Annotated in this window: 19 protein-coding genes and 1 tRNA gene; 13 read left to right on the top strand and 7 right to left on the bottom strand. The window is 46.3% G+C overall.

Going from position 1 to position 20,210, the window contains the following annotated elements; genetic code table 11:
- The first annotated feature begins 115 nt into the window (after positions 1–115).
- From ACQ4M5_RS10385 to ACQ4M5_RS10355, 7 genes are all read left to right on the top strand, one after another.
- Positions 116–1,546 carry a nucleobase:cation symporter-2 family protein gene (locus ACQ4M5_RS10385; RefSeq protein WP_430675534.1) on the top strand — a complete coding sequence of 477 codons (1,431 nt, stop codon included), beginning with the start codon at positions 116–118 and terminating at the stop codon, positions 1,544–1,546.
- Positions 1,547–1,725: 179 nt separating this feature from the next.
- Complete coding sequence (locus ACQ4M5_RS10380; RefSeq protein ID WP_430675533.1) at positions 1,726–2,511, top strand: C39 family peptidase; 786 nt, start codon at positions 1,726–1,728, stop codon at positions 2,509–2,511.
- 64 nt (positions 2,512–2,575) lie between these two features.
- Positions 2,576–2,731, top strand: a complete 156-nt coding sequence (locus tag ACQ4M5_RS10375) for a hypothetical protein (RefSeq protein WP_430675531.1) — start codon at positions 2,576–2,578, stop codon at positions 2,729–2,731.
- Between the two features lie 26 nt (positions 2,732–2,757).
- Complete coding sequence (locus ACQ4M5_RS10370; RefSeq protein ID WP_430675530.1) at positions 2,758–3,390, top strand: hypothetical protein; 633 nt, start codon at positions 2,758–2,760, stop codon at positions 3,388–3,390.
- A 102-nt stretch (positions 3,391–3,492) separates the two neighbouring features.
- A complete protein-coding gene (locus tag ACQ4M5_RS10365) occupies positions 3,493–4,446 on the top strand; it encodes a S1C family serine protease (RefSeq protein ID WP_430675528.1) in 954 nt (317 codons plus the stop codon).
- A complete protein-coding gene (locus ACQ4M5_RS10360) occupies positions 4,446–5,288 on the top strand; it encodes a S1C family serine protease (protein ID WP_430675526.1) in 843 nt (280 codons plus the stop codon). Before ACQ4M5_RS10365 ends, ACQ4M5_RS10360 begins: the two co-directional genes overlap by 1 nt.
- Positions 5,285–5,869, top strand: coding sequence for a response regulator transcription factor (locus ACQ4M5_RS10355; protein WP_430675524.1), 585 nt, complete (start codon positions 5,285–5,287; stop codon positions 5,867–5,869). The genes ACQ4M5_RS10360 and ACQ4M5_RS10355 overlap by 4 nt, the downstream gene beginning before the upstream one ends.
- Here ACQ4M5_RS10355 and ACQ4M5_RS10350 read toward each other — a convergent pair.
- Entirely contained in the window at positions 5,866–8,211 is a 2,346-nt protein-coding gene (locus tag ACQ4M5_RS10350; protein ID WP_430675523.1) for a hypothetical protein, read from the bottom strand. The genes ACQ4M5_RS10355 and ACQ4M5_RS10350 overlap by 4 nt on opposite strands.
- 107 nt (positions 8,212–8,318) lie before the next feature.
- On the opposite strand from ACQ4M5_RS10350, the gene ACQ4M5_RS10345 reads away from it, so the two are divergent.
- The 3 genes from ACQ4M5_RS10345 to ACQ4M5_RS10335 are packed head-to-tail and all read left to right on the top strand — an operon-like array spanning position 8,319 to position 9,757.
- Positions 8,319–9,068, top strand: a complete 750-nt coding sequence (locus ACQ4M5_RS10345) for an HAD family hydrolase (protein ID WP_430675522.1) — start codon at positions 8,319–8,321, stop codon at positions 9,066–9,068.
- On the top strand, positions 9,065–9,427 hold the full coding sequence (locus tag ACQ4M5_RS10340; protein ID WP_430675521.1) for a hypothetical protein: 363 nt from the start codon (positions 9,065–9,067) through the stop codon (positions 9,425–9,427). The genes ACQ4M5_RS10345 and ACQ4M5_RS10340 overlap by 4 nt, the downstream gene beginning before the upstream one ends.
- Positions 9,428–9,757, top strand: coding sequence for an MGMT family protein (locus ACQ4M5_RS10335; RefSeq protein ID WP_430675519.1), 330 nt, complete (start codon positions 9,428–9,430; stop codon positions 9,755–9,757).
- On the opposite strand, the gene ACQ4M5_RS10330 is transcribed toward ACQ4M5_RS10335, so the two are convergent.
- Positions 9,741–10,166, bottom strand: a complete 426-nt coding sequence (locus ACQ4M5_RS10330) for a hypothetical protein (RefSeq protein WP_430675518.1) — start codon at positions 10,164–10,166, stop codon at positions 9,741–9,743. The two genes, ACQ4M5_RS10335 and ACQ4M5_RS10330, sit on opposite strands and share 17 nt — an antisense overlap.
- Positions 10,167–10,319: 153 nt before the next feature.
- On the opposite strand from ACQ4M5_RS10330, the gene ACQ4M5_RS10325 reads away from it, so the two are divergent.
- Positions 10,320–10,391: transfer RNA gene (locus tag ACQ4M5_RS10325), tRNA-Gln, on the top strand.
- 161 nt (positions 10,392–10,552) lie between these two features.
- Here ACQ4M5_RS10325 and ACQ4M5_RS10320 read toward each other — a convergent pair.
- Genes ACQ4M5_RS10320 through ACQ4M5_RS10305 form a run of 4 tightly spaced genes read right to left on the bottom strand, consistent with a single transcriptional unit; the run spans position 10,553 to position 14,768 of the window.
- Positions 10,553–11,653 (bottom strand): ABC transporter ATP-binding protein, encoded by a 1,101-nt coding sequence (locus tag ACQ4M5_RS10320; RefSeq protein WP_430675516.1) that lies wholly within the window; start codon positions 11,651–11,653, stop codon positions 10,553–10,555.
- Between the two features lie 8 nt (positions 11,654–11,661).
- Positions 11,662–12,546: a carbohydrate ABC transporter permease gene (locus ACQ4M5_RS10315; protein WP_430675515.1), complete on the bottom strand. Its 885-nt coding sequence runs from the start codon at positions 12,544–12,546 to the stop codon at positions 11,662–11,664.
- A 2-nt stretch (positions 12,547–12,548) separates the two neighbouring features.
- Complete coding sequence (locus tag ACQ4M5_RS10310; RefSeq protein WP_430675513.1) at positions 12,549–13,454, bottom strand: carbohydrate ABC transporter permease; 906 nt, start codon at positions 13,452–13,454, stop codon at positions 12,549–12,551.
- Positions 13,455–13,457: 3 nt separating this feature from the next.
- Positions 13,458–14,768, bottom strand: a complete 1,311-nt coding sequence (locus ACQ4M5_RS10305; RefSeq protein ID WP_430675512.1) for an ABC transporter substrate-binding protein — start codon at positions 14,766–14,768, stop codon at positions 13,458–13,460.
- A gap of 303 nt (positions 14,769–15,071) precedes the next feature.
- Here ACQ4M5_RS10305 and ACQ4M5_RS10300 point away from each other — a divergent pair, with 303 nt between their 5' ends.
- Positions 15,072–15,674: a Uma2 family endonuclease gene (locus tag ACQ4M5_RS10300; protein WP_430675511.1), complete on the top strand. Its 603-nt coding sequence runs from the start codon at positions 15,072–15,074 to the stop codon at positions 15,672–15,674.
- 184 nt (positions 15,675–15,858) lie between these two features.
- On the opposite strand, the gene bchH is transcribed toward ACQ4M5_RS10300, so the two are convergent.
- Positions 15,859–19,515, bottom strand: coding sequence for a magnesium chelatase subunit H (bchH, locus tag ACQ4M5_RS10295; RefSeq protein ID WP_430675509.1), 3,657 nt, complete (start codon positions 19,513–19,515; stop codon positions 15,859–15,861).
- Positions 19,516–19,655: 140 nt separating this feature from the next.
- Between bchH and ACQ4M5_RS10290 the strand changes: the two genes are divergently transcribed.
- On the top strand, positions 19,656–20,198 hold the full coding sequence (locus ACQ4M5_RS10290) for a hypothetical protein (protein ID WP_430675508.1): 543 nt from the start codon (positions 19,656–19,658) through the stop codon (positions 20,196–20,198).
- Positions 20,199–20,210: the final 12 nt, after the last annotated feature.

Below are 20,210 nucleotides of genomic sequence, written 5' to 3'. Positions count from 1 at the left end.
TTCAAATCAAACTGTTAATCTAAATGATAATTTTTTGTAGTTTTTCTAACATTATTTATGCTCTATCTTTGGTTGTATACAGTATATCAACTCTACTACTGCCGCCATATTCCACATGACAGAAGCGAACACCGAATTAACGCCGGTCGATAGTCAGGATACGACTGATGCGCCGATTAGTCGATCGCAACTCCTCTATGGCTTGAACGACAAACCCCCGATCGCTGAAGCAATCTTCGTCGCTTTTCAGCACGTTCTCGCTGCATTTGTTGGAATCATCACTCCGCCCCTGATTATTTGCACCAGTCTTGGATTAGATGCGACTAACACCAGCTATTTGATCAGCATGTCGCTGTTTGCATCTGGACTTTGTACCTTCATTCAATGCAAGAGAATCGGTCCCGTTGGTTCAGGACTCCTAAGTTTACAGGGAACGAGCTTTGCATTTTTAGGACCCATTCTGGGCGTGGGAACAGTCGCACTCCAACAAGGCAGAACACCCGAACAAGCTTTAGCACTCATCTTTGGAGTGTGCTTCTTTGGATCTTTTGTCGAAATCATTCTGAGCCGATTCCTGCACTTGATGAACAAGATCATCACGCCTGTCGTTTCGGGAACTGTGGTGATGATCATTGGACTGGGTTTGATTAAGACTGGGATTACCAGTTTGGCAGGAGGAGCAGTTGCACTGGCGAAAAATGATGGTTCGTTTGGAAGCTGGCAGAATCTTGGACTGGGTGGTTCTGTGTTGCTGATAGTTGTTCTGCTTACGCTGTCGAAGAATCGCTTCTTGCGGATGGGCGCGATCGCAATTGGGCTGGCAGTCGGCTACGTTGCAGCTCTGTTTATGGGCATGGTCAACTTCAGTAGCTTGAGCAGATTGCCCCTGTTTAGTCTACCGATTCCGTTTCGTTATGGAATGGCATTTGATTGGGGCGCATTTTTGCCGTTCATTCTGCTCTATGTTCTCACTGCAATTGAAACAATGGGTGACTTGACTGCGACCTCTGCGGTTTCGGGAGAACCCGTGAAAGGATCGCTCTATATCAAACGGATTAAAGGAGGGGTGTTGGGGGATGGAATTAATTCTGCGATCGCGGCAGTGTTGAATACTTTCCCGAATACGACCTTTAGCCAAAACAACGGTGTGATTCAAATGACGGGCGTAGGAAGCCGCTATGTCGGATTCTTTGTCGCTGGTATCTTTGCAATTTTGGGACTCTTACCGATCGTCGGTGGCGTGTTCCAAGCGATTCCGCAGCCTGTATTGGGTGGAGCAACTTTGGTAATGTTTGGCTCGATCGCGGTTGCAGGATTGAACATTGTGGCTTCGTCGGGAATGGATCGTCGATCGATGATTATTGTTGCAGTGTCACTGGGGTTAGGGTTGGGTGTTGTGTTTATGCCTCAGATTTTTGCGAACAAACCTGCTTTATTTAACAATCTTTTTGGTTCAGCGATTTCAACCGGAGGCTTAACAGCAATCTTGCTCAGTTGGTTGCTTCCGCAGGACTTGAGTACTACTACGGAGACAGCACAAGACTAATTTGCAATTAATTTTCAACTAAGCCAAGGTGGGAGCGATTCTCACCTTGGTTTTGTTTTTGCAGCTAGAACAGATTGATATTTTCAATTGCTATCCCCGAAAAATTACGAAGTTGCTGTTCGGAAAAATCGGGAATGCTAGTGAAACACTTTATAGCACGAATCATTAGGGATGCTCCCATGTCACTGACTCTCAGAATTGAAACAAACACCGTTCTCAAGAGAAAGCCGATTCAATCATCCGAACTGCCCGACACTCAGAAGCAACCGATCGAGGCAGGCAGAGAATTTCAGATTGATTCCTATACTATCGATCGCGGTCACGTCCGCTGCTTTTTTAGCAAAGATACATTTAAGGATACGAATGTTTGGTATGCCTTTGGCAAGCACGTTAAAATTTTCCGCGAAACGCAAGTCTTTCCTCGCACCCTTCCTGCTTCAATCAAGCTGAATATTCCGTATAAGTCGCAGCGGGACAATGTTTTGAATCCGGATGGTGCTTGTAATGTGACCTCGATCGCGATGTGTTTGCGCTATCTTGGAGCCGCTCGCAAGGAAACGACCGGACAGTTCGAGGATGAACTGTATAACTATACAATTCGTCGGGGCTACAGTCGCCACAATCCTTACGATCTAGCAAAGGTTGTTCAAGAGTATGGAATGCGGGATGAATTTAGAACGGATGGCACGATCGAGCAAGTTCGCTCTTGGTTAGCGGATGGTAATCCGGCTGTGATTCATGGCTATTTCACGGATTTTGGTCATATTGTGGTAGCTGCTGGCTATGATCCGACGGGCTTTTTGGTGCATGATCCGTTTGGGGAATGGTACTCGTGGGGCTATGACCTGAATGAGCCAAACGGCAACAATCGCAAAGGAGAGTACATTCACTATTCGTTTTCAATGATTGAGCGGCTTTGCATTCCAGATGGTGATTTCTGGGTGCATTTCATTTCCAAGCCTTAGAGACTATACTACACCCTGCTTTGATTGCATTCCGCCCATGATTTCCAGGTCATAGGCGGATAACTTGCAGTTTGTTGAATGGTATAACTCGATCGTTCTACACTCGAAAGAACTTGGAGTGTTAGAGCGCATTGCTGAAAAGATTGACAACATTAATGTGAATGGAGGTTTAGAAAGCATCCTCACCGAACTAATCAAAATCAAAGGACAGCCAAGCTGATGCTTATATCTAGAGAAACTAGGTTCTTGTTTGTTTGGATCACTATCAATGCTCTAGGCTTGGGAATTAGCTTGCTTATCGGCGCATGGGTTGAGACGATGGGAATCACGGAGTTTACCAGTCGCCATTTCAGATTTCCCAATGCCTTAAATGTAATGGTTGCAGGTGTAGGACTTGGTTTGCTGCAATGGAAAGCGATCGACGATTGGTATGTTAGAATCCCGATCCGCTGGATTTTAGGAGCCGCGATCGGCTTTTGGACAATTGCAGCAATGACCTCATTTTTTTATGAACTATCAATCTGGGCAAACTTCAGAAATTCGTTGTCGCCTGAACAAGATCTAGTCCGAAACGTTGAAGTCGGTACAACTGCTGGAATGATTGGAGGTGCAGTCTTGGGACTGATCCAAGGTTGGTCACTCAAGGTTCGACTATTCTGGGGGATTGTCAACGCTGCTGCCTGGGCAATTGGATGGTCAGTCAGTTGGGGAATTAACTTCAAAGCGTATCATGCACTACTGTATTTTCCAGAAGCTTCTCAACCGTTCAGAATGATAGTACAAATGGGCGTTTTAGGGTTGGTTGCAGGTTTCGTGAGTAGTGTGATGACAGCGGTTCCTTTGCTGCTGTTATTACGCAGAGAGTGGATGAGATTTTGATACCTAGACAAATGGCTAGGTCAAGTTCTACCCGAATCTCCGATGCTACTTGGGTAAGAGTTGCGGCATTCTGGAAACAGGAAATCGTTTACCCCCAACTCTATGACAGATCCAACTTTAGCCTTTGCAGCGTTGGCGTTCTCGAATCAGCTATCGGATGCAGTAGAAAAAGCATCTAGCTCGATCGTTGCCGTCAATGCCCGAAGAAGACGCGCCTCTAGTGGAATTCACTGGCGCAAAAACCTGATTATCACAGCGGATCACACGATCCAACAAGATGAAGAAATTAACGTGATTTTGCCCGATGGTCGATCGACATCTGCCTCGATCGCTGGACGAGATTCGACAATGGATCTCGCTGTTCTCCGCCTCGAAACGGGCGACCTTTCTACCGCTGAAATTGCCGATTCAACTCAAGCCAAAGTGGGTCAGATTGTTCTCGCAGTCTCTAGAAGTGCAGAAGGTTCGACCAGTGCCAGCATGGGCATTATCAGTTCGATTAGCGAAGGGTGGCAGCACTCCGGTAGACCGGAGCGACATGGAAGACGATCGAGAGCCGCGATCGCACAATTGATCCAACCTGCACTCATGATGTATCCGGGCTTTTCTGGTGGTGCATTGATCAATCCTGAAGGGCAAGTCCTGGGAATTAATACAGCAGGTGCAAGACATTCCCCGTTAACGATTCCAGCAGCAATGGTCGATCGAGTGTTAGATCAATTGCTTCAAACTGGGCGAATTGCCCGTGGTTATTTGGGGTTAGGAATGCAGGCGATTCGATTACCCGAAGCACTTTGTCGATCGCTGAATCTTTCAAATCCGGGTGGCGTGATTGTTGTAAGTGTCGAACCGGGTGCACCTGCGGACAATGCAGGAATGTTGCTCGGTGATATTTTGGTTGCATTGAATGAAACGACGATCGAAGATGTCACTGATGTTCACGCAATGCTGAGTTCTGAACAAGTGGGACAACCTTTGAGCGCAAAAATTGTTCGGGGTGGAGTGCTGATTGAGAAAACCATCATTGTTGGAGAAAGACCGGGGAGGAATGGTTAATGTTGCTTACAGAGAGCTTTGCGGCAATTGTAGAACCACTTCGTCGATCGACGGTGCAAGTTCGGGTGGGAAGACGGGGATTTGGCTCAGGTGTAATTTGGCGATCGAATGGTTTAATCATCACAAATGACCATGTTGTTCGGGGTCAAGATGCAACTGTAGAACTCTCAGACGGTCGAACTTTTTCAGCCAAGATTCAAGGTCGAAACTCACAGCGCGATTTAGCTGCGCTCCAGATTGATGCAACTGATTTGCCTGCTATTAATCTTGGAGATTCAGAGCAGTTACGAGTTGGAGAATTAGTGTTTGCTGTGGGCAATCCGGGCGGAAAAGTCGGGGCAGTCACAGCAGGAATTATTCATACGATCGAGTCAAAGAATGCTTGGATTCAAGCCGATATTCGATTGGCTCCCGGTAATTCTGGCGGTCTATTAGCCAATGCGAAAGGCGAAGTCATCGGCATCAATACCATGATCATGAATGGTAAAGGGCTTGCTATTCCGAGCAAAACTGTCGAACAATTTCTCAAAAACATGGGTAACAATCCCTATTTGGGTGTTGAACTTCAATTTGTTCGAGTGATCATTGCTCGTCGTCCCGCTCATGGATTGTTGATTACTGCGATCGAGCCAAATAGTTCAGCCGAAACCGCAGGATTGTTGCCCGGAGATATCCTGATCGGGATTCGTGGCACAGTGTTCCAATCGCAGAATGAACTTTTTTGGATTCTGCAAAACTCGAATGTGGGCGATAGTTTACAGATTGAATTCCTTCGAGGTGGGCAACATCTGAGCCGAAACGTTATCCTAGAAAGCCGCCAAACTGAGCCACAAGCTGCATGATCCGCGTGTTCATTATTGCTCAATCGATTGTGACTCAAGCAGGACTCACAGCGTTGCTCACTCCTGATTTAGACATCGCTGGTAGTGCAGTTCGTCCTGCTTCGATTTCTTCTGCGATCGCAGCTTCGGAAGCAACTGTAATCTTGGGTGAGCAAGACGCAATTGCAGAAGTGTCCGAGGTTGAAATCCCGATCGTATTGTTACTCGATGATAGTTCTGCGATTTCAGAATTGTTGCAATCTGGAATTCGTTCCATTTTGCCAAGTGATGTATCTCGTGAACAACTGCTCGAAGCAATTAAAGCCACTTCAGCAGGTTTAACGGTGATTCATCCTGATTTGATGGAATCGATGTTGATTCCATCAGTACGATCGACGGAACCTGCGCCGTTAACGCCACGTGAGATTGAGGTATTAACTATGCTGGCGGAAGGATTAGGGAATAAAGCGATCGCGCAACATCTCAACCTGTCTGAACATACCGTGAAGTTTCATATTAGTTCGATTTTTAGTAAGTTAGATGTTTCGAGCCGAACTGAAGCTGTCATTTTAGGTGCAAAGCAAGGATGGATTCTGCTTTAAGCTTCTTGAACAAGCCGTAAGGTTGGGGCTTCTGTCTGCACAAAGCGCTTTCGTAATTTGTGAATCGCTTCGATCGCATGTTGATGTTTTGCCTGATCGCCTTGCACTGAAAAGAGCCAAGCCGCTTCTTTCAAGTCCCGAATTGCACCTGTCTTATCGTTCATAGTGCTACGGACTAGACCGCGATGAAAGTAAGCTACTGCATTCTGAGCGTCGATTGTCAGCATTGCAGTAAAGTCATCGATCGCGCCTAATTTATTCTCAAATCTCATCCGCGCCAGTGCTCGTTGCACATAAGCATTCAGACAAGTGGGATCGACTTGAATTGCATAGCTAAAATCTTCGATCGCATTCACTTTCTCACCAATTTGCAACCAAATCACGCCGCGATTGCAATACAGCGTTGGATTTCGACCATCAGTAAGAATGGCACGATTGAGATCTGCGATCGCACCTGTATGATCTCCAAGTTCAAATTTAACTAGCGCTCGATTGTTGTAAGCAACGCTCTGTTTCTCATCCAGTCCAATCACATTTGAGTAATCCTCGATCGCGCCTTGTCGATCGCCCATTTCATAGCGAGTAATGGCACGATTCAGATATGCGATCGCACTGTTCTCTAACACCGGATGATCAAAGCGATCGATCAAGCCTTGAATCACAGTCGAATTCTGAGTCCGAAGCCCGATCGCCATTTCAGGAAACGCAGTACTCGCAGTTGCAACCGGATGCAGTCCGAGAATGCTATAGCTAGAATCACACACCAGAAAGTTCTCACTGGTTCCCAATACTTTGAAGCGGAATTGGCTTGGATAGTTGCGCTTCAGTTGGGTTAACTGTCCGAGAATCTTTCTGAGGAAGTTCTTTGAAATCGAAGGTGTTTCTCGATCGTGAATATATCGTGCTTGTTGTCCAGCTTGTTCATCTCCCAAGTGTCCCCAACCAATGTCGAGCGAACCTCCTCGATCGAGGAATGCCTGAAAGCTCTGGAGCAATTCATCATCAAGCGTAGCGCGATCGGGATACGGGAAAACAACAATCACTCTCGATCGTGCTGATTCCAGTGCTTCTTTCAACACAGTCCGCGTATTCTCGAACGGGTCATCATTCTGCGACAGATTGAACAGCAATTCATACTCCGACTTAGCAGGAGAGGTAACTAATTCGGCAAGCTGATTTTCAGTCACTTCCAAACGCGAGGTTAGATACTTAATCTGAGTCTGGAGCGCACTCGCATCGAGCATTTCAGGCAAGCGACCCATCCATTCGGTTAAATGCTTCTGTTGTCGATCGAGATTCTGAGCGTATTGCTGCACACTATTAAACTGTTCTTGCAAATGGCTCAAATGCCCATTGATCATTGTTTGCATTTCAGTGTGCAACTCAGCTAAATTTGCTCCGCTTGAGAAAGTATCGAGCCGATCTTCAAGCTGTTTCACTGTGGCTTGTAGCTTCTCAACATTAACCACCGGAGCAGCAGGATGTCCAGTTGCTACCCAAGTTGATAAGGTATCCATCTGCTTTCGCATGATGGTGTTGACCGATTTTAATGGAGCAACGGTTTGTTCTAAGGTCTGATGCTGCTGTCGGATTCGCTCAATTTCAGCCATTAGTTTCGCCAAATCCCGCCGAGAAACCAGTTCTCCAACGACTTTCACTAATCCATCCACTTCTTGCTTCAGTGCAGTGGCATCAAAGGGCTGCGGTAGACTATTCAGCCGACGGTGAATCTGATGAAGTTCATCTTGCATCACACGCGGAATCACTTGTTTCTGACTTGTTGCAACCTCGGTGAGCTTGGTCTGTAGCTGTGCTACTTCAGAACGCAATTCGACGATCGCATTTTCCGATCCCTCGACTCGATTGTTCGTTGCCAAGCGTCCTAGGTACTGTGAAACGGTTGCCATTGATTCGGATAGCTGGGAGTACTTGGTTTTGAGATATGCCAATTCTTTCTCAAGCTGGTCATAATCACGACTCTCGATCGCGTCAATCCGATTGGAAATATTGTGCTGCAATTGTGCGATCGCGTTATCGTGTCGCTGTTGGATCGTTTTGCGAACACTAGCAAGATCCACAAAGCCGGGAAGAGTTCGCACTTGCTGATCCAGCACTTTGATCTCGTCAGATAAGCGCTGGTCGAGATGTGTAATGCTAGTATTTGCCGCTTTCAAAGTCTCTTTATCGAGACGGCGACGGTTCATCACATTCAGTAACAATAAGCACGAGACAGGGGCAGCCGTAAATGCTAATTGTTGGGAGGCGATCGACGCGATCGAACCGAAACCTGAGCCAATGAGTACCAAGTATTCAACCAGACTGAGCCATTTTGCATTCTTCATATTGCCCCTGAATCCCACAAGTCACTGAGTAGTTAAAAGCACAAAGGTGCTATCTGTTTCTACAGGCGCAGTATCACCTAATCAGGAAATCGATCGAGAAATTTTCTATGTCTAATTTGAAAGCCTTAATCTTTGATGTCGATGGCACACTTGCCGATACCGAGCGCGATGGACACCGAATCGCTTTTAATCGCGCCTTTACAGATTTTGGTCTCGATTGGAATTGGTCGATCGAGCTTTACGGTGAACTGCTCGAAATCGCTGGCGGCAAGGAACGCATTCAGCATTATGTTCAAACTTACGGGGCTAAGATTCCAGCAGGCGAAGATCTCAAGAAATTAGCCGCAAAAATTCACGCTACAAAAACGCAGCATTATCAAGCTCTCGTTCAAGAAGGCATGATTCCCTTGCGTCCGGGTGTGCGGCGATTGATCACAGAAGCGAAACAGACGGGAGTGAAATTAGCGATCGCAACGACCAGCCGTCTCGAAAACGTGATTGCTCTGCTCGAAACCGAACTTGCGCCCGATAGTCCAAATTGGTTTGAAGTGATCGCAGCAGGCGACATTGTGCCACAAAAAAAACCTGCACCTGATATCTATCTTTATGCGCTAGAAAAACTGAATTTAAGTGCAGCCGATTGTATTGCGATCGAAGATTCTTATCAGGGCTTGCAGGCTGCGCTTTCGGCAGGACTCAAAACAGTGATCACACTGAATGCGTATACTCGATCGCATAATTTCACGGGTGCTACTCTTGTCATTGATCAGCTAGGAGAACCAGACCAACCGTTTGAAGTATTAAACGGAACCATTGAGCAAACCTACCTCGATTTAACTGGATTAAAACGCCTATGAACGTTCGTGCGCTCCCATTACTCAGTTTATTAATTGCGATGCCTGCTTATGCGGAGCGGCTCGAACTAAAAAATCCAGCCTGGAAAGCGGTTCCTGGTACAGAATTCGACGGAACTGCTTATGTGGAAATTAATGGCGTTCGTCGATCAGGGCAAAAAATAATTTACGATGTGGTGAATTCTGAGGCGGCTTATTCACGAGTTGAAATGGATTGTAAAACCCAGCGATTTCGCACTGTGAGAACAGGATATTTTGAAACGCGATCGCGCATCAATTACAAACCGATTAACGACCCTTGGACCAAACCCGAAACCGCTTATCATAAAGCACTTGCTGCTTTTGTATGTCGTCTCAAGTAGATGTCTAAGTATCACCAAATTTATGCAGTCGTGCGCCAAATTCCTCATGGTCAAGTGGCAACTTATGGACAAATTGCCGAACTTGCAGGACTTCCAAGACAAGCTCGTCTAGTCGGATACGCCTTATTCCGCGCCACTGACGACACGTTAGAAGTTCCGTGGCATCGAGTAATCAACGCCAAAGGAGAGGTTTCAATGTCTCCGTTTCGAGAAGGCATGGATTATATTCAGCGATCGCTTTTAGAATCCGAGGGGATCGAATTCGATGAAAACGGCAAACTCAGCCTAACTCGCTACCGCTGGCAACCGGATCTCACGCAGTTTGGTTAAAAATCTCTACAACCCGCTGACAAAATAGTTTTAATCTCGCGGCTGCTTCGGGTGCAGGCTGTCCTTCTCCTTCAAACTGCCAATTCTGAACGGTCGAAAACTGCCATTGCTTGCCCTTGTGATCAAATCCCGCTGCTTCGATCCCGATCGCTCTTCTCTTCTGCGTCTCTACATCGGAATGAAAGCGAATTTGCACTAAAACACTACGGCACTGAAACAATCGGCTGCGTCCGGGAAAGTGAAAACCAATATCGATCGAGTCCGGGTCAATGAGTTCTCGTGTATCAGGATCATTCGCCCAGGGTTTGAGATCCACGCGGGCATCTGGAAAATCCGTTTTTACCAAATTCGTGACAGTCGCAATCTTACTGGCGGTTTCTAAACTGGTCGCTTGTTCTGCTGCATTCACGATTGTCCGGCTCCCAATCGAGTGATATAAAACGTCATGATGTTATCTTTTCATCATAAGGATTTCCCCACTCTGCGGCAGTACGAATCGATACGAAAGAAAGTTGTTGACAAAACTTTAGACGGTCATGTTATATTACTGGAGGTGATGCGTTGGGGCGTCGCCAAGCGGTAAGGCACCGGGTTTTGGTCCCGGCATTCCTAGGTTCGAATCCTAGCGCCCCAGTCTAATCAGATAAAAGCACAGTCGCTTGATTCATGATTGAGTGGCTTTATTTTTTATGAAAGCGACCAACAAAAACGCGCTTGTGAAAGTTTCTGAAATGAGGCATTGAAAACCTGCCCGCATCGATTTCAACTTCCACAAGCGCGATCGCTTCATCCAAATTACGCCATCACTCGCGATTCCGCTGTCGCAATACGATCGCCCGTCGTCACATCAAACCAGTGAACATACTCCATCGGAAACGCTAACCGAATTGCACTTCCATTTTTCATTCCCGAATGCACAGGCAGAATTGCGCGAACATTCATCGGCTCTGCTGCACCCGTTCTAATCCGAGTACTCACCAAATCGTGCATTCCCAAGTTTTCGGTCAGGAATACTTCGCCTGTGAGCGTCGGTTCATTCCCACCCTGATCCATGTGAACATGCTCCGGACGAATGCCCAGTACAATTTCACGCGATGAAAATTCACGAGGAACGGGAATTCGAGTATTACCCACAATCGCGCTTCCATTCTCAACAGGCACTCGCAAAAAGTTCATCTGCGGACTGCCAATAAAGCCTGCCACAAATTGATTTGCTGGATGACTGTAGATCACATCAGGTCGATCGTACTGTTGCAGATAGCCATTGTTCAACACAGCCACTTTGGTCGAGAGCGTCATTGCCTCGGTTTGGTCGTGTGTCACATATACGATCGGTGCATTTTGCGAGCCAAATAGCTGTTTCAACTCCGCCCGAACATGTTCCCGTAACAGCGCATCTAAGTTACTCAGCGGTTCATCCAGCAGAAAGATATCTGGACGACGCACTAAGGTTCGTGCAACTGCAACCCGTTGCCGCTGACCTCCAGAAAGTTGACCCGGTTTACGACTCATCAATTCATGCAAGCCTAAGAAATCTGCGACTTCTCGAATTCGCTCTTTGATTTCAGCATGAGGTGTCTTCTTCAGTTTCAAACCAGACGCAATGTTGTCATAGACGGTCATGTGTGGGTAGAGCGCATAGCTTTGGAACACCATTGCAATATTGCGATCGCCCGGATTCAACCGACTCACATCTCGACCATTGATCATCACTCGTCCACTGGTCGGCTGCTCCAATCCTGCAATCATCCGCAAAATTGTCGATTTTCCGCATCCCGATGGACCGAGCAGCGTTAAGAACTCACCTTGATTTACCTGTAAGCTAATATTTTTAACCGGAACAACAGTCGGAGTGTAAGCTTTTCTCAGATCAATGAGTTGTAAATTTCTTTCCATGATTGTAATTATCCTTTGACAGCACCAGAAGTAAGACCTTGAACGATGCGGCGTTGGAAGAGCAACACCAATATAACGAGAGGAATTGTGCCGAGAACGGTTGCAGCCGCGATCGGTCCAAATGGAATTTCAAAGGGTGAAGCTCCACCGAGTTGAGCGCCCGCTACTGGAACTGTTTTCATGTCCTCGCGAGTAATGAATGTCAGAGCAAAAATGAATTCATTCCACGCTGAGATAAACGTGAGAATACCCGTGGTCACTAATGCTGGAATCGTCATCGGTAACACCACTTCTAGCAACATTCGCGGTGTGCTGTAACCGTCTACTCTTGCAGCATCTTCGAGATCTTTCGGTAACTGCTGGAAAAAGCTTCGCATCACCAAAATTGTGAGCGGCAAGTTAATCGCAGTGTAAGGAATGATCAGAGCGAGATAGTTGTTTCCTAAGTTGAAAGTGCGAACGATTTCTAGCAATCCTAAGAACAATAGAATCGGCGGAAACAAGGTCACAATCAGAATTGATGCAAGAATCCATTTTTCGCCTTGAAGTTTCAATCGTGCGAGTGCATAAGCGGCAGGAGCACCGACCCCTAATGCAAGGATCGTTGAAGCAAACGAGACGATCGCACTATTAAAGATATAGCTCAAGAATGGACGACGCTCGAACAAAGACCGATAGTGCTCCAGCGTGAACCGCGTGGGAAAGTAAACGTTCGGAATTGCAGCGATATCCGCATTCACCTTAAACGAGGTGAGGAGCTGCCACAAGATGGGAGCAAGACAGAAGATGACAGTGAGCGCAACCGCGATCGGTAAAATTACTTTGCGCCCAATTCGAGTGAATTTGCCGCCAGGACTTCTACGATCGATAGATTCAGGAAATACAGTTGTCATAGTTAAACGGCTCCGGATGCTCTAGCTCTAGACCGACTGAGAAAGTACGCCGCGATCGCGACTGCTAACACAAGCAATAGGAAGGTCACAACGACTAACGCTGAACCATATCCAAAGTCGAGATAGCGCATGACGGTCGAATAGATGTATAGCGAAACGGTTTCAGTCGCACCACCCGGACCGCCACCTGTCATGACGCTAATCAAGTCAAAGATTCCAAAGGATTGCGCGAGTCGGAACAACAATGAAATCACGACCTGCGGCATCAAAAGCGGTAGTGTAATCGTTCGGAAACTTTGCCAAGGACTGGCTCCATCGATCGCTTGTGCTTCGTACAAATCATTCGGAATCGACTGCAATCCAGCCAGCAATAGAATGCTAATAAATGGCGTTGTTTTCCACACATCCGCGAAAATAACCGCCATCATTGCAAGCGTTGGATCTCCTAACCAGTTAATCCCGGTATTAATCAATCCCAACCGCAGCAAAATATCATTCACAATGCCGTACTGATCATTGAAGATCCACGTCCAGCCGAGTGCAATCAGCGCAGTCGGCAACGCCCAAGGCAGAATCGCGATCGTTCTCACAATCCCTCGACCTCGAAAGGCTTGGTTTAGCACTAGAGCAATCCCCATTCCCAGCACTAGCTCGATCGCGACTGCTGTAAAGGTAAAGACCGTAGAGTTCCACAAGGTCTGCCAGAATCGCCCATCTTGAGCCATCCGCGCAAAGTTTGCGAATCCATTAAACTCTGGTGTGAGTTGGTTGCCTAAGTTCTGAGTGAACATACTTTGCCAGAATGCTCTCAGAATTGGATAAACAAACACTAACGCCATAATCAACAGGGCTGGAATCGTGAGAAACCACCCAGTACGGCGTTCTCGCTCTCGAATCACATCTTTCATCGCCTACGCTCCTAACAACGATCGTGTTTCTCGTGCTGCCGATTGCAATGCTTCTTCAGGCGAAATTCTTCTCGAAATTGCCGCACTGAGATAGCGCTGCAAGATGTCAGAAGCTTGTGCATATTGCGCGATCGGCGGTCGCAATCCTGGATTTTCGAGCGCTTCAAGTGCGATCGGGAAAAAGTCGTACTTCGCCAGAATTTCCGGGTCTTTATACAACGCTTTCCGGCTCGGCAAATAGCCCGATTGTAGAGTTGTTTGCCTTTGCACTCTCGCACTGGTAAAGAAATCCAAAGCTTTTCGAGCTTCGACTGGATGCTGCGTAGTACTTGCAATTCCCCAGCCCCATCCACCGAGACAAGCCGAGCTTTCTTGACCAGGTGCATGAACAACAGGTCTAATGCCAACCTTGCCTCTCACGGGTGAATCGTCTTTGTTCAACAGCGCCCAAGCATAGGGCCAGTTCCGCATAAATAGAGTGTTACCACTTTGGAAGAGCAATCGTGCTTCTTCTTCTTGGTAAGTACTCACACCTGTTGGCGTGATGCCTTTATCGATCGTTGATCTCAAGAATTGCAGAGCTTGGATGGATTCGGGTCGATCGAGTCCGACTTCTCCGTTCTCTGGATTCACCCAGAAGCCACCATTACTGGTCAGCACATCAACAAACATCGCAGCTACGCCTTCATACTGCCGTCCCTGCCAGACGAATCCCCACTGTGCCTTATCCTGACCTTGAATCTTTTGAGAGGCTTGAATTAACTCATTAAAAGTATTCGGAGGTTGAAGTCCAGCTTGCTCTAGCAAATCCTTGCGATAAAAGAGCATTGCAGCATCAGTCCGCCAAGGAACCCGATAGAGTTTGCCTTGATAACGACTCGCTTCGATATCTCCCGGCAAGAACTCATTCAACTGTTCTTGAGAGACTTCATTGCTCAAATCTCGGAGCCAACCTGCTGCCGCAAATTTTGCAACCCAGGTGACATCCATGTTGACCAAATCGTAAGGCGCACTCCCTAGCAAGAATGCAGAAGTATTCAAATCCTCAATCAAGTTTGAAGCGTTAGGACCTTCAATCATGTTGAGTCTGATGCCTGGATTTTCTTTCTCAAATTCTGCAATTAAAGGTCGCAGGTTTGGAACCTCCGGCGCGTTCATCAAAAAGGTGAGCGTGACTGGCTGTTGCGATCGTACAGGGAGTACAATCAACAGCGCAGATATCGCGAACAGCACGAGCAAACTAATCGTCCGAAAGGCGATCGACGCTCGCCAATACTGCGCGAATTTATAGCGGTATTCTTGTAGCATTTTCATAGGCAAATCACCCCGCGATCGCATTTTTATTTATCGATCGCGCTCCGGTTAGTTAAGTGAATGGATTGAACAAAGTATCAAATTGCTAAAACAAATCATTCCTGTAAGTTCTAGCGTTCTAAATCATACGAATATAGTGATCCCCGTCTCATCTTCTTTAAGATGGATCAGATTAGAAAGGATATTAAGTTAGTTGAATAAACCTACAAGTTATTAATAATAATTAGACAAACATTGCAATCATAATACAGACTAATCTTATAGATATTCGATAATAAGGTGAGTTCAAAACGCAGCTTCTTTATGACTTACATAGCCTCTCAGAGCTTAACTTTTGAAGAATTTATTGCCCAGTACGGTGACAATCCGCGCTACGAGCTAATCGATGGAGAATTGCGCGATATGGAACCGACCGGACCCCATGAATCTGTTTGTGGAGAAGTGGCAGGTCGCCTGTTTGCAGAAATTTTAAGACTGAAATTAAATTGGACAATTCCAAAGAGTTGCTTGATCAAACCGCCCGCAGCAGAAGCGACGGCATTGCGTCCTGATGTCGTCATCTTAGATAAATCTCAGTTAGAACGTGAACCCCTTTGGCAACGAGAACCGATTTTAACGAGTGGTCAAGCAATCAAGCTTGTGGTGGAAGTTGCCAGTAAAAATTGGCAAGATGACTATGCGCGAAAAGTTGAAGAGTATGCGCTGCTTCAAATCCCCGAATATTGGATTGTGGACTTTCGCGCTTTAGGTGGCATTGATTACATTGGCAAACCTAAGCAGCCGACGTTTACCGTTTGTCAGCTTGTAGACGATCGATATGAGAAACAGAAATATCGATTAGAGGATGCGATCGCATCTCCTTTACTTCCAGACTTATCGCTTCGTCTCATCGATGTGATGCCCTAATAGTCACTATCCGCAATACAAATCCCCTGACACTTAATTCCATTGGTCGCAGTTCGCAAACAATGAGGACAAAGTATCTTTTCAGCGGATTGCTCAGTCTTTTCCTGAGTGGTTGTTTGTGGTTTATCGTTCTGAGTCGTCATAAACATTCGAGCAATACACTGCTTCAAATAGCTTAACAAATCTAAGAGATTGGAACTCCTTCGATTTTGCTGTCGGACTGATCGTAGAGCGATCGTAGTTTCTCCAATTTCTCCTGATCCGGATTCCAAAACCCGCGCCCATTCGCCTCAAGCATCCGCGCCACAATATTCCGAAATGCTTCAGGATTCGCTTCTTGCAATCGTTTCGCCATTTCCGAATCAAGCGCATAAGTATCCGCTGCCTGGTCATATACCCAAGATTCTTTGAAATCGACGGTCCCACTCCAGCCAATTAACGCGGTCATTCTTTGCGAAATTTCATACGCTCCGCCTGATCCTTGGGCTGCCATCGCATCTGCCCATTTGGGATTCAATAACTTCGTGCGATACTCCATTCTCAAGAGTTCTTCTAAGTTCCGAGGGGTTGTATCTTTCGAGAAGCTTTCGACAAAACTGGCTTGAACTTTTTCACCTTTCTGTTGTTCTGCGGCGCGTTTCAGTCCGCCTGTATTGGCATAGTATTCTTGAATGTCGGTTAAGCCATATTCAACCGAATCAATTTCTTGAACAATGCGATCGGTAGTCTTAAGTAATGTTTGTAAAACTTGCGATCGCGCTTCTCCTTTGTCCTTCTTGCCATAACTAAAGACATTCCGACTCTGCCAAGTTTGACCTAATTCCTCACCTGTTTCCCAGTTTGAGGCAACCACTTGATCGTTGACTAAAGAACCGTAATCGCCTGCGGGATTGGAGAATAAACGGGCTGTGGGATTTGCGATGCCTTGTTGCGTGAGTGCGATCGCGTGTTTCCGAATAAAGTTCTGATCTTCTGGCTCATCGAGTTCTGCGGCTCTCCGAAACAAATCATCTAATAGCTCAATAATGTTCACGAAACTATCTCGAAAGATCCCAGATAGATTCGCGAGAACATCAATTCGAGGATGTCCAACTTCTGAGAGTGGTTTCAAACTATAGCGAACAATCCGCCCTGTGCCTTCTTTCGTTGGTTCTGCACCGACTAACTCTAATAAGATTCCAAGCGATTCACCCTTTGTTTTAATCGCATCTAATCCCCAAAGCATCACTGCAACTGTTTCTGGATAGCTTTGATGTTCTTTGAGATGCTGATCAATAATCTTTCGAGCAATTTCGCGACCACGTTCATAAGCCGCTGGAGAAGGCATTCGATAGGGATCAAGTGCGTGAATGTTTCGACCTGTAGGCAATGCTCCTAAACCATCGCGCAATAGATCGCCACCCGGAGCAGGAGGAATGTATTCGCCGTTTAGACCGCGTAGTAGATTGGTGAGTTCGTCCGGGGTTTGAAGTAAGAGATTGCGAATGTCGATCGCTTCTTGATGCCCTGCTAAATCCTCACCTTGAGCAATTCGAGAAAGCTCAGAACTATGATCATCAAAATAAGCGGTTAAATAACTCTCGATCGCTTCTGCCGATGGCTTTTCTCCCAGAGTATGCAAGCCCGACGAGAACAATCGATTTTCTAAAACTTGCAAGTATTCATACAGTTTGATCAAATACTGATTGAAAGCAACACTGCTAAACAGATTAATGTTCTCAACATTAAAAGCAATTCCCAACCGTTTCGCATCTTCAAACGGGCAATCTGCATCAATGCCAATATCAATGATTTTTTGCACGATCGCACTTTTCAACGCATAGTTCTTTTCTGGATCTTCCCGATACTCTGCAACTAAATCTCGAATATTGACTAGCTCTTTGTACAATCCTGCTCGACCATACGGCGGAACATTATGAGAAATCAAAGTTCCATAGCCGCGACGTTTTGCCAAAATCGACTCTGATGGATTGTTCGCAGCATAGATATAAAGATTTGGAAGATTGCCGAGCAGAATATCTGACCAGGAATAGCCGGTGTTACCAAGCGGTGAACCGGGCAACCATTCAACAGTGCCGTGCATCCCGAAATGTACGATCGCATTCGCTCCAAAGTCATTCTGAAGCCACTTATAGAATGCTGCATACTGCGGATGTGGTGTTAAATCGCGCTCGAACATCAATCGCATTGGATCACCAGAAATCCCTAACGGCGGTTGTACTCCGATCCAAACATTACCCAACTGTATGCCACCCCAAACTAAATCATCGCCCAATGTTTTAATGCCGCTACTTGATAGTGATTTCCACTGTTTCTTAACTCTCGAAGTTAATAGATAACCCAACCACTGTTCTAGAGTTTGAGTTGAGACTGTAATAGAGTCGCTTTCATCTGCATTCTTCACAGCTTGAATTAAAGCTTCACCATCTTCGGGTAAGTCTCCTAGCTCGTATCCCTGCTCTTTCATTGCTTGAAGTAGCTTGATTAGCGATCGCGGAACATTCAAAAGCGCTGCCGTTCCCACTGCTCCATATCCCGGCGGAAATCCATATAACAAAATCGCAACTTTCCGCTCTTTAGGCGCAGTTTGACGCAACTTAATCCATTGATTTAATCTTCCAGTTAATCGATCGACTCTTTCTGGAACTAAATAGATTGTTTCCCCAACCAAACCACCGAGCGGAATTGTATCGATCGCTCCATCCAACTCTGGCAACGAATACAAAACCACACTTTGTAATCCGCCAATCCCTTGTCTCGTCCAAGAGTGAATATCTTGAATCAACAGCGGAGCCGCAACTAGATAAGGAACATTCTTTGCGCTAAGAATCCGTTTTGCAACTTCAATTTGCCGCCCTGCTTCCATTGATCCAGCAGGACCACCAACTAAAGGAAACCCGATCGTAGAAACAATCGCATCAACTTTCACAGCCTGATCCGACAGTGACAATGTTTCTTTAATTCCGCGATCGCGCATTTGCAATTCATATTCAGTCGTCATCAAATCCCGAACGGCGACATGACCTTCAACGCCATTAATAAAAATCGGAACCGGAATCAAATTCGCTTTCTCAAATGCTCGAATCAACTTCGGAATATACGGCTGTTTTGTAATAACGTGCTTTCGATACAACAGAATTCCAACCGTTGGACAATCGGAATTAAAACGCTGTCGATACCACTCTAAATACTGCTTTGGTGATTCAAAATAACCCAAATAATCAGGATGCAAAAGACCAATATTTGGAGTCTCGATCGCTTCTGCAATTTCCCCGATCGACAATCCTAGATACTTTTGAGCGATCGTACAAAACATCGCCGCAACATTCTCCGTTCCACCCGCATTCCAATATCCATAAATAATCAACCAGTTCCGCAGATCCTGAACCTTCTGAACAGGCACAAACTTCAATAATTTCGGTCCCGTTTTCAGAAAGCTAATGTATCCCGCCAGCTTATCTTCTTCCCGCCCATTGCTAAATTTATCAAGAATGAACTTAACGGGCTTCGGCATTCCTTTCGGTTTATCCCCGATCGCAAACTTCCCAATCTGCGTCAAACTCATCAGTTCCAATGCCGATTCAAACACCAATCGAATTGGAATGGTCTGAACTCGCTCTCTCAACCAAAGCACTTGATCATAGTCAAACAGCAGACTTGCGAAAAACACATCAGCTTGCTGAAGTGCTGCTTCGACTGCGGTTGGATTTGCCGCGAGATCTCGATCGCTAAACACCCGAATCTCCAACTCCGGACACCGCCCCTGCGACAATTCTGCTGCCTGCCGATACAGCCCCGCATTAAACGACTCAAATCCCGCAATCAAAACAATCCGCTTCATACTGGTTAAGCAAGAGAACTTCTCTTCATTTTAAGGATGTTTCTCCAGGAAGCTTGGAAAGATACGATCGCGCATTATCACTCATGGCTCAGAGAAAAAGCTGCTTTATGATTGCGAAACTTAGACATTTGCTTCCTATCATGAATCGAATTACTTCTCTTACTTGCGCGATCGCACTTTCTCTCATGAGCGGTCAAACCGCGATCGCCGGACCCGCCTTCTCACCTCCCCGAATTAACTTCGCAGGCGCAGGCGGCAATCAAACACAGCGATTCGGAACATTCGTGGTTCCAGATCAAGACACCTCTCTGTTTGTCGGTCGCTCTGGCTTAACTCGCTACGATCTCCATGTCGCCAAAATGATCGAAATCGCTCACTTTGAATGGTGCACCCAGCGTCCCAAATTCGATGGCGTTTACTACAATTTCGATGCGGACAACGGCAAAATTTTCATGGGCAAGCTTTACATCAGTTGCAGTCGTGCGAAGGAGGCTGTCACCCGATTTGGAACCGGAAAACCAGAACGAACTGTGATTCTCGATCGCGGAAACCCCTCAACCGTTTCGATTCCCACACTCAACATTCAAGGCAAAAACGCGCCTGAGTTCAGAAAATTAGTGCGATCGATCAAACCCGAATGTCTCGATTCTCCAAAACTTTGTCCGGGCGATCGTAATCAGTAAACTTTAACGTGT

The organism is Leptolyngbya sp. AN10 (assembly GCF_050565645.1).
Taxonomy (GTDB): Bacteria; Cyanobacteriota; Cyanobacteriia; order Leptolyngbyales; family Leptolyngbyaceae; genus Leptolyngbya.
This window is presented reverse-complemented; position numbering and strand designations above follow the sequence as displayed.

Bases quoted from the DNA above. Each gene is read 5' to 3' on its own strand.
- ACQ4M5_RS10335 (WP_430675519.1), top strand. From the start codon at position 9,428: ATGTCTAAGTATCACCAAATTTATGCAGTCGTGCGCCAAATTCCTCAT.
- ACQ4M5_RS10380 (WP_430675533.1), top strand. From the start codon at position 1,726: ATGTCACTGACTCTCAGAATTGAAACAAACACCGTTCTCAAGAGAAAG.
- ACQ4M5_RS10310 (WP_430675513.1), bottom strand. From the start codon at position 13,454: ATGAAAGATGTGATTCGAGAGCGAGAACGCCGTACTGGGTGGTTTCTC.
- ACQ4M5_RS10305 (WP_430675512.1), bottom strand. From the start codon at position 14,768: ATGAAAATGCTACAAGAATACCGCTATAAATTCGCGCAGTATTGGCGA.
- ACQ4M5_RS10290 (WP_430675508.1), top strand. From the start codon at position 19,656: ATGAATCGAATTACTTCTCTTACTTGCGCGATCGCACTTTCTCTCATG.
- ACQ4M5_RS10360 (WP_430675526.1), top strand. From the start codon at position 4,446: ATGTTGCTTACAGAGAGCTTTGCGGCAATTGTAGAACCACTTCGTCGA.
- ACQ4M5_RS10355 (WP_430675524.1), top strand. From the start codon at position 5,285: ATGATCCGCGTGTTCATTATTGCTCAATCGATTGTGACTCAAGCAGGA.
- ACQ4M5_RS10315 (WP_430675515.1), bottom strand. From the start codon at position 12,546: ATGACAACTGTATTTCCTGAATCTATCGATCGTAGAAGTCCTGGCGGC.
- ACQ4M5_RS10345 (WP_430675522.1), top strand. From the start codon at position 8,319: ATGTCTAATTTGAAAGCCTTAATCTTTGATGTCGATGGCACACTTGCC.
- bchH (WP_430675509.1), bottom strand. From the start codon at position 19,515: ATGAAGCGGATTGTTTTGATTGCGGGATTTGAGTCGTTTAATGCGGGG.
- ACQ4M5_RS10385 (WP_430675534.1), top strand. From the start codon at position 116: ATGACAGAAGCGAACACCGAATTAACGCCGGTCGATAGTCAGGATACG.
- ACQ4M5_RS10320 (WP_430675516.1), bottom strand. From the start codon at position 11,653: ATGGAAAGAAATTTACAACTCATTGATCTGAGAAAAGCTTACACTCCG.
- ACQ4M5_RS10365 (WP_430675528.1), top strand. From the start codon at position 3,493: ATGACAGATCCAACTTTAGCCTTTGCAGCGTTGGCGTTCTCGAATCAG.
- ACQ4M5_RS10300 (WP_430675511.1), top strand. From the start codon at position 15,072: ATGACTTACATAGCCTCTCAGAGCTTAACTTTTGAAGAATTTATTGCC.
- ACQ4M5_RS10340 (WP_430675521.1), top strand. From the start codon at position 9,065: ATGAACGTTCGTGCGCTCCCATTACTCAGTTTATTAATTGCGATGCCT.
- ACQ4M5_RS10350 (WP_430675523.1), bottom strand. From the start codon at position 8,211: ATGAAGAATGCAAAATGGCTCAGTCTGGTTGAATACTTGGTACTCATT.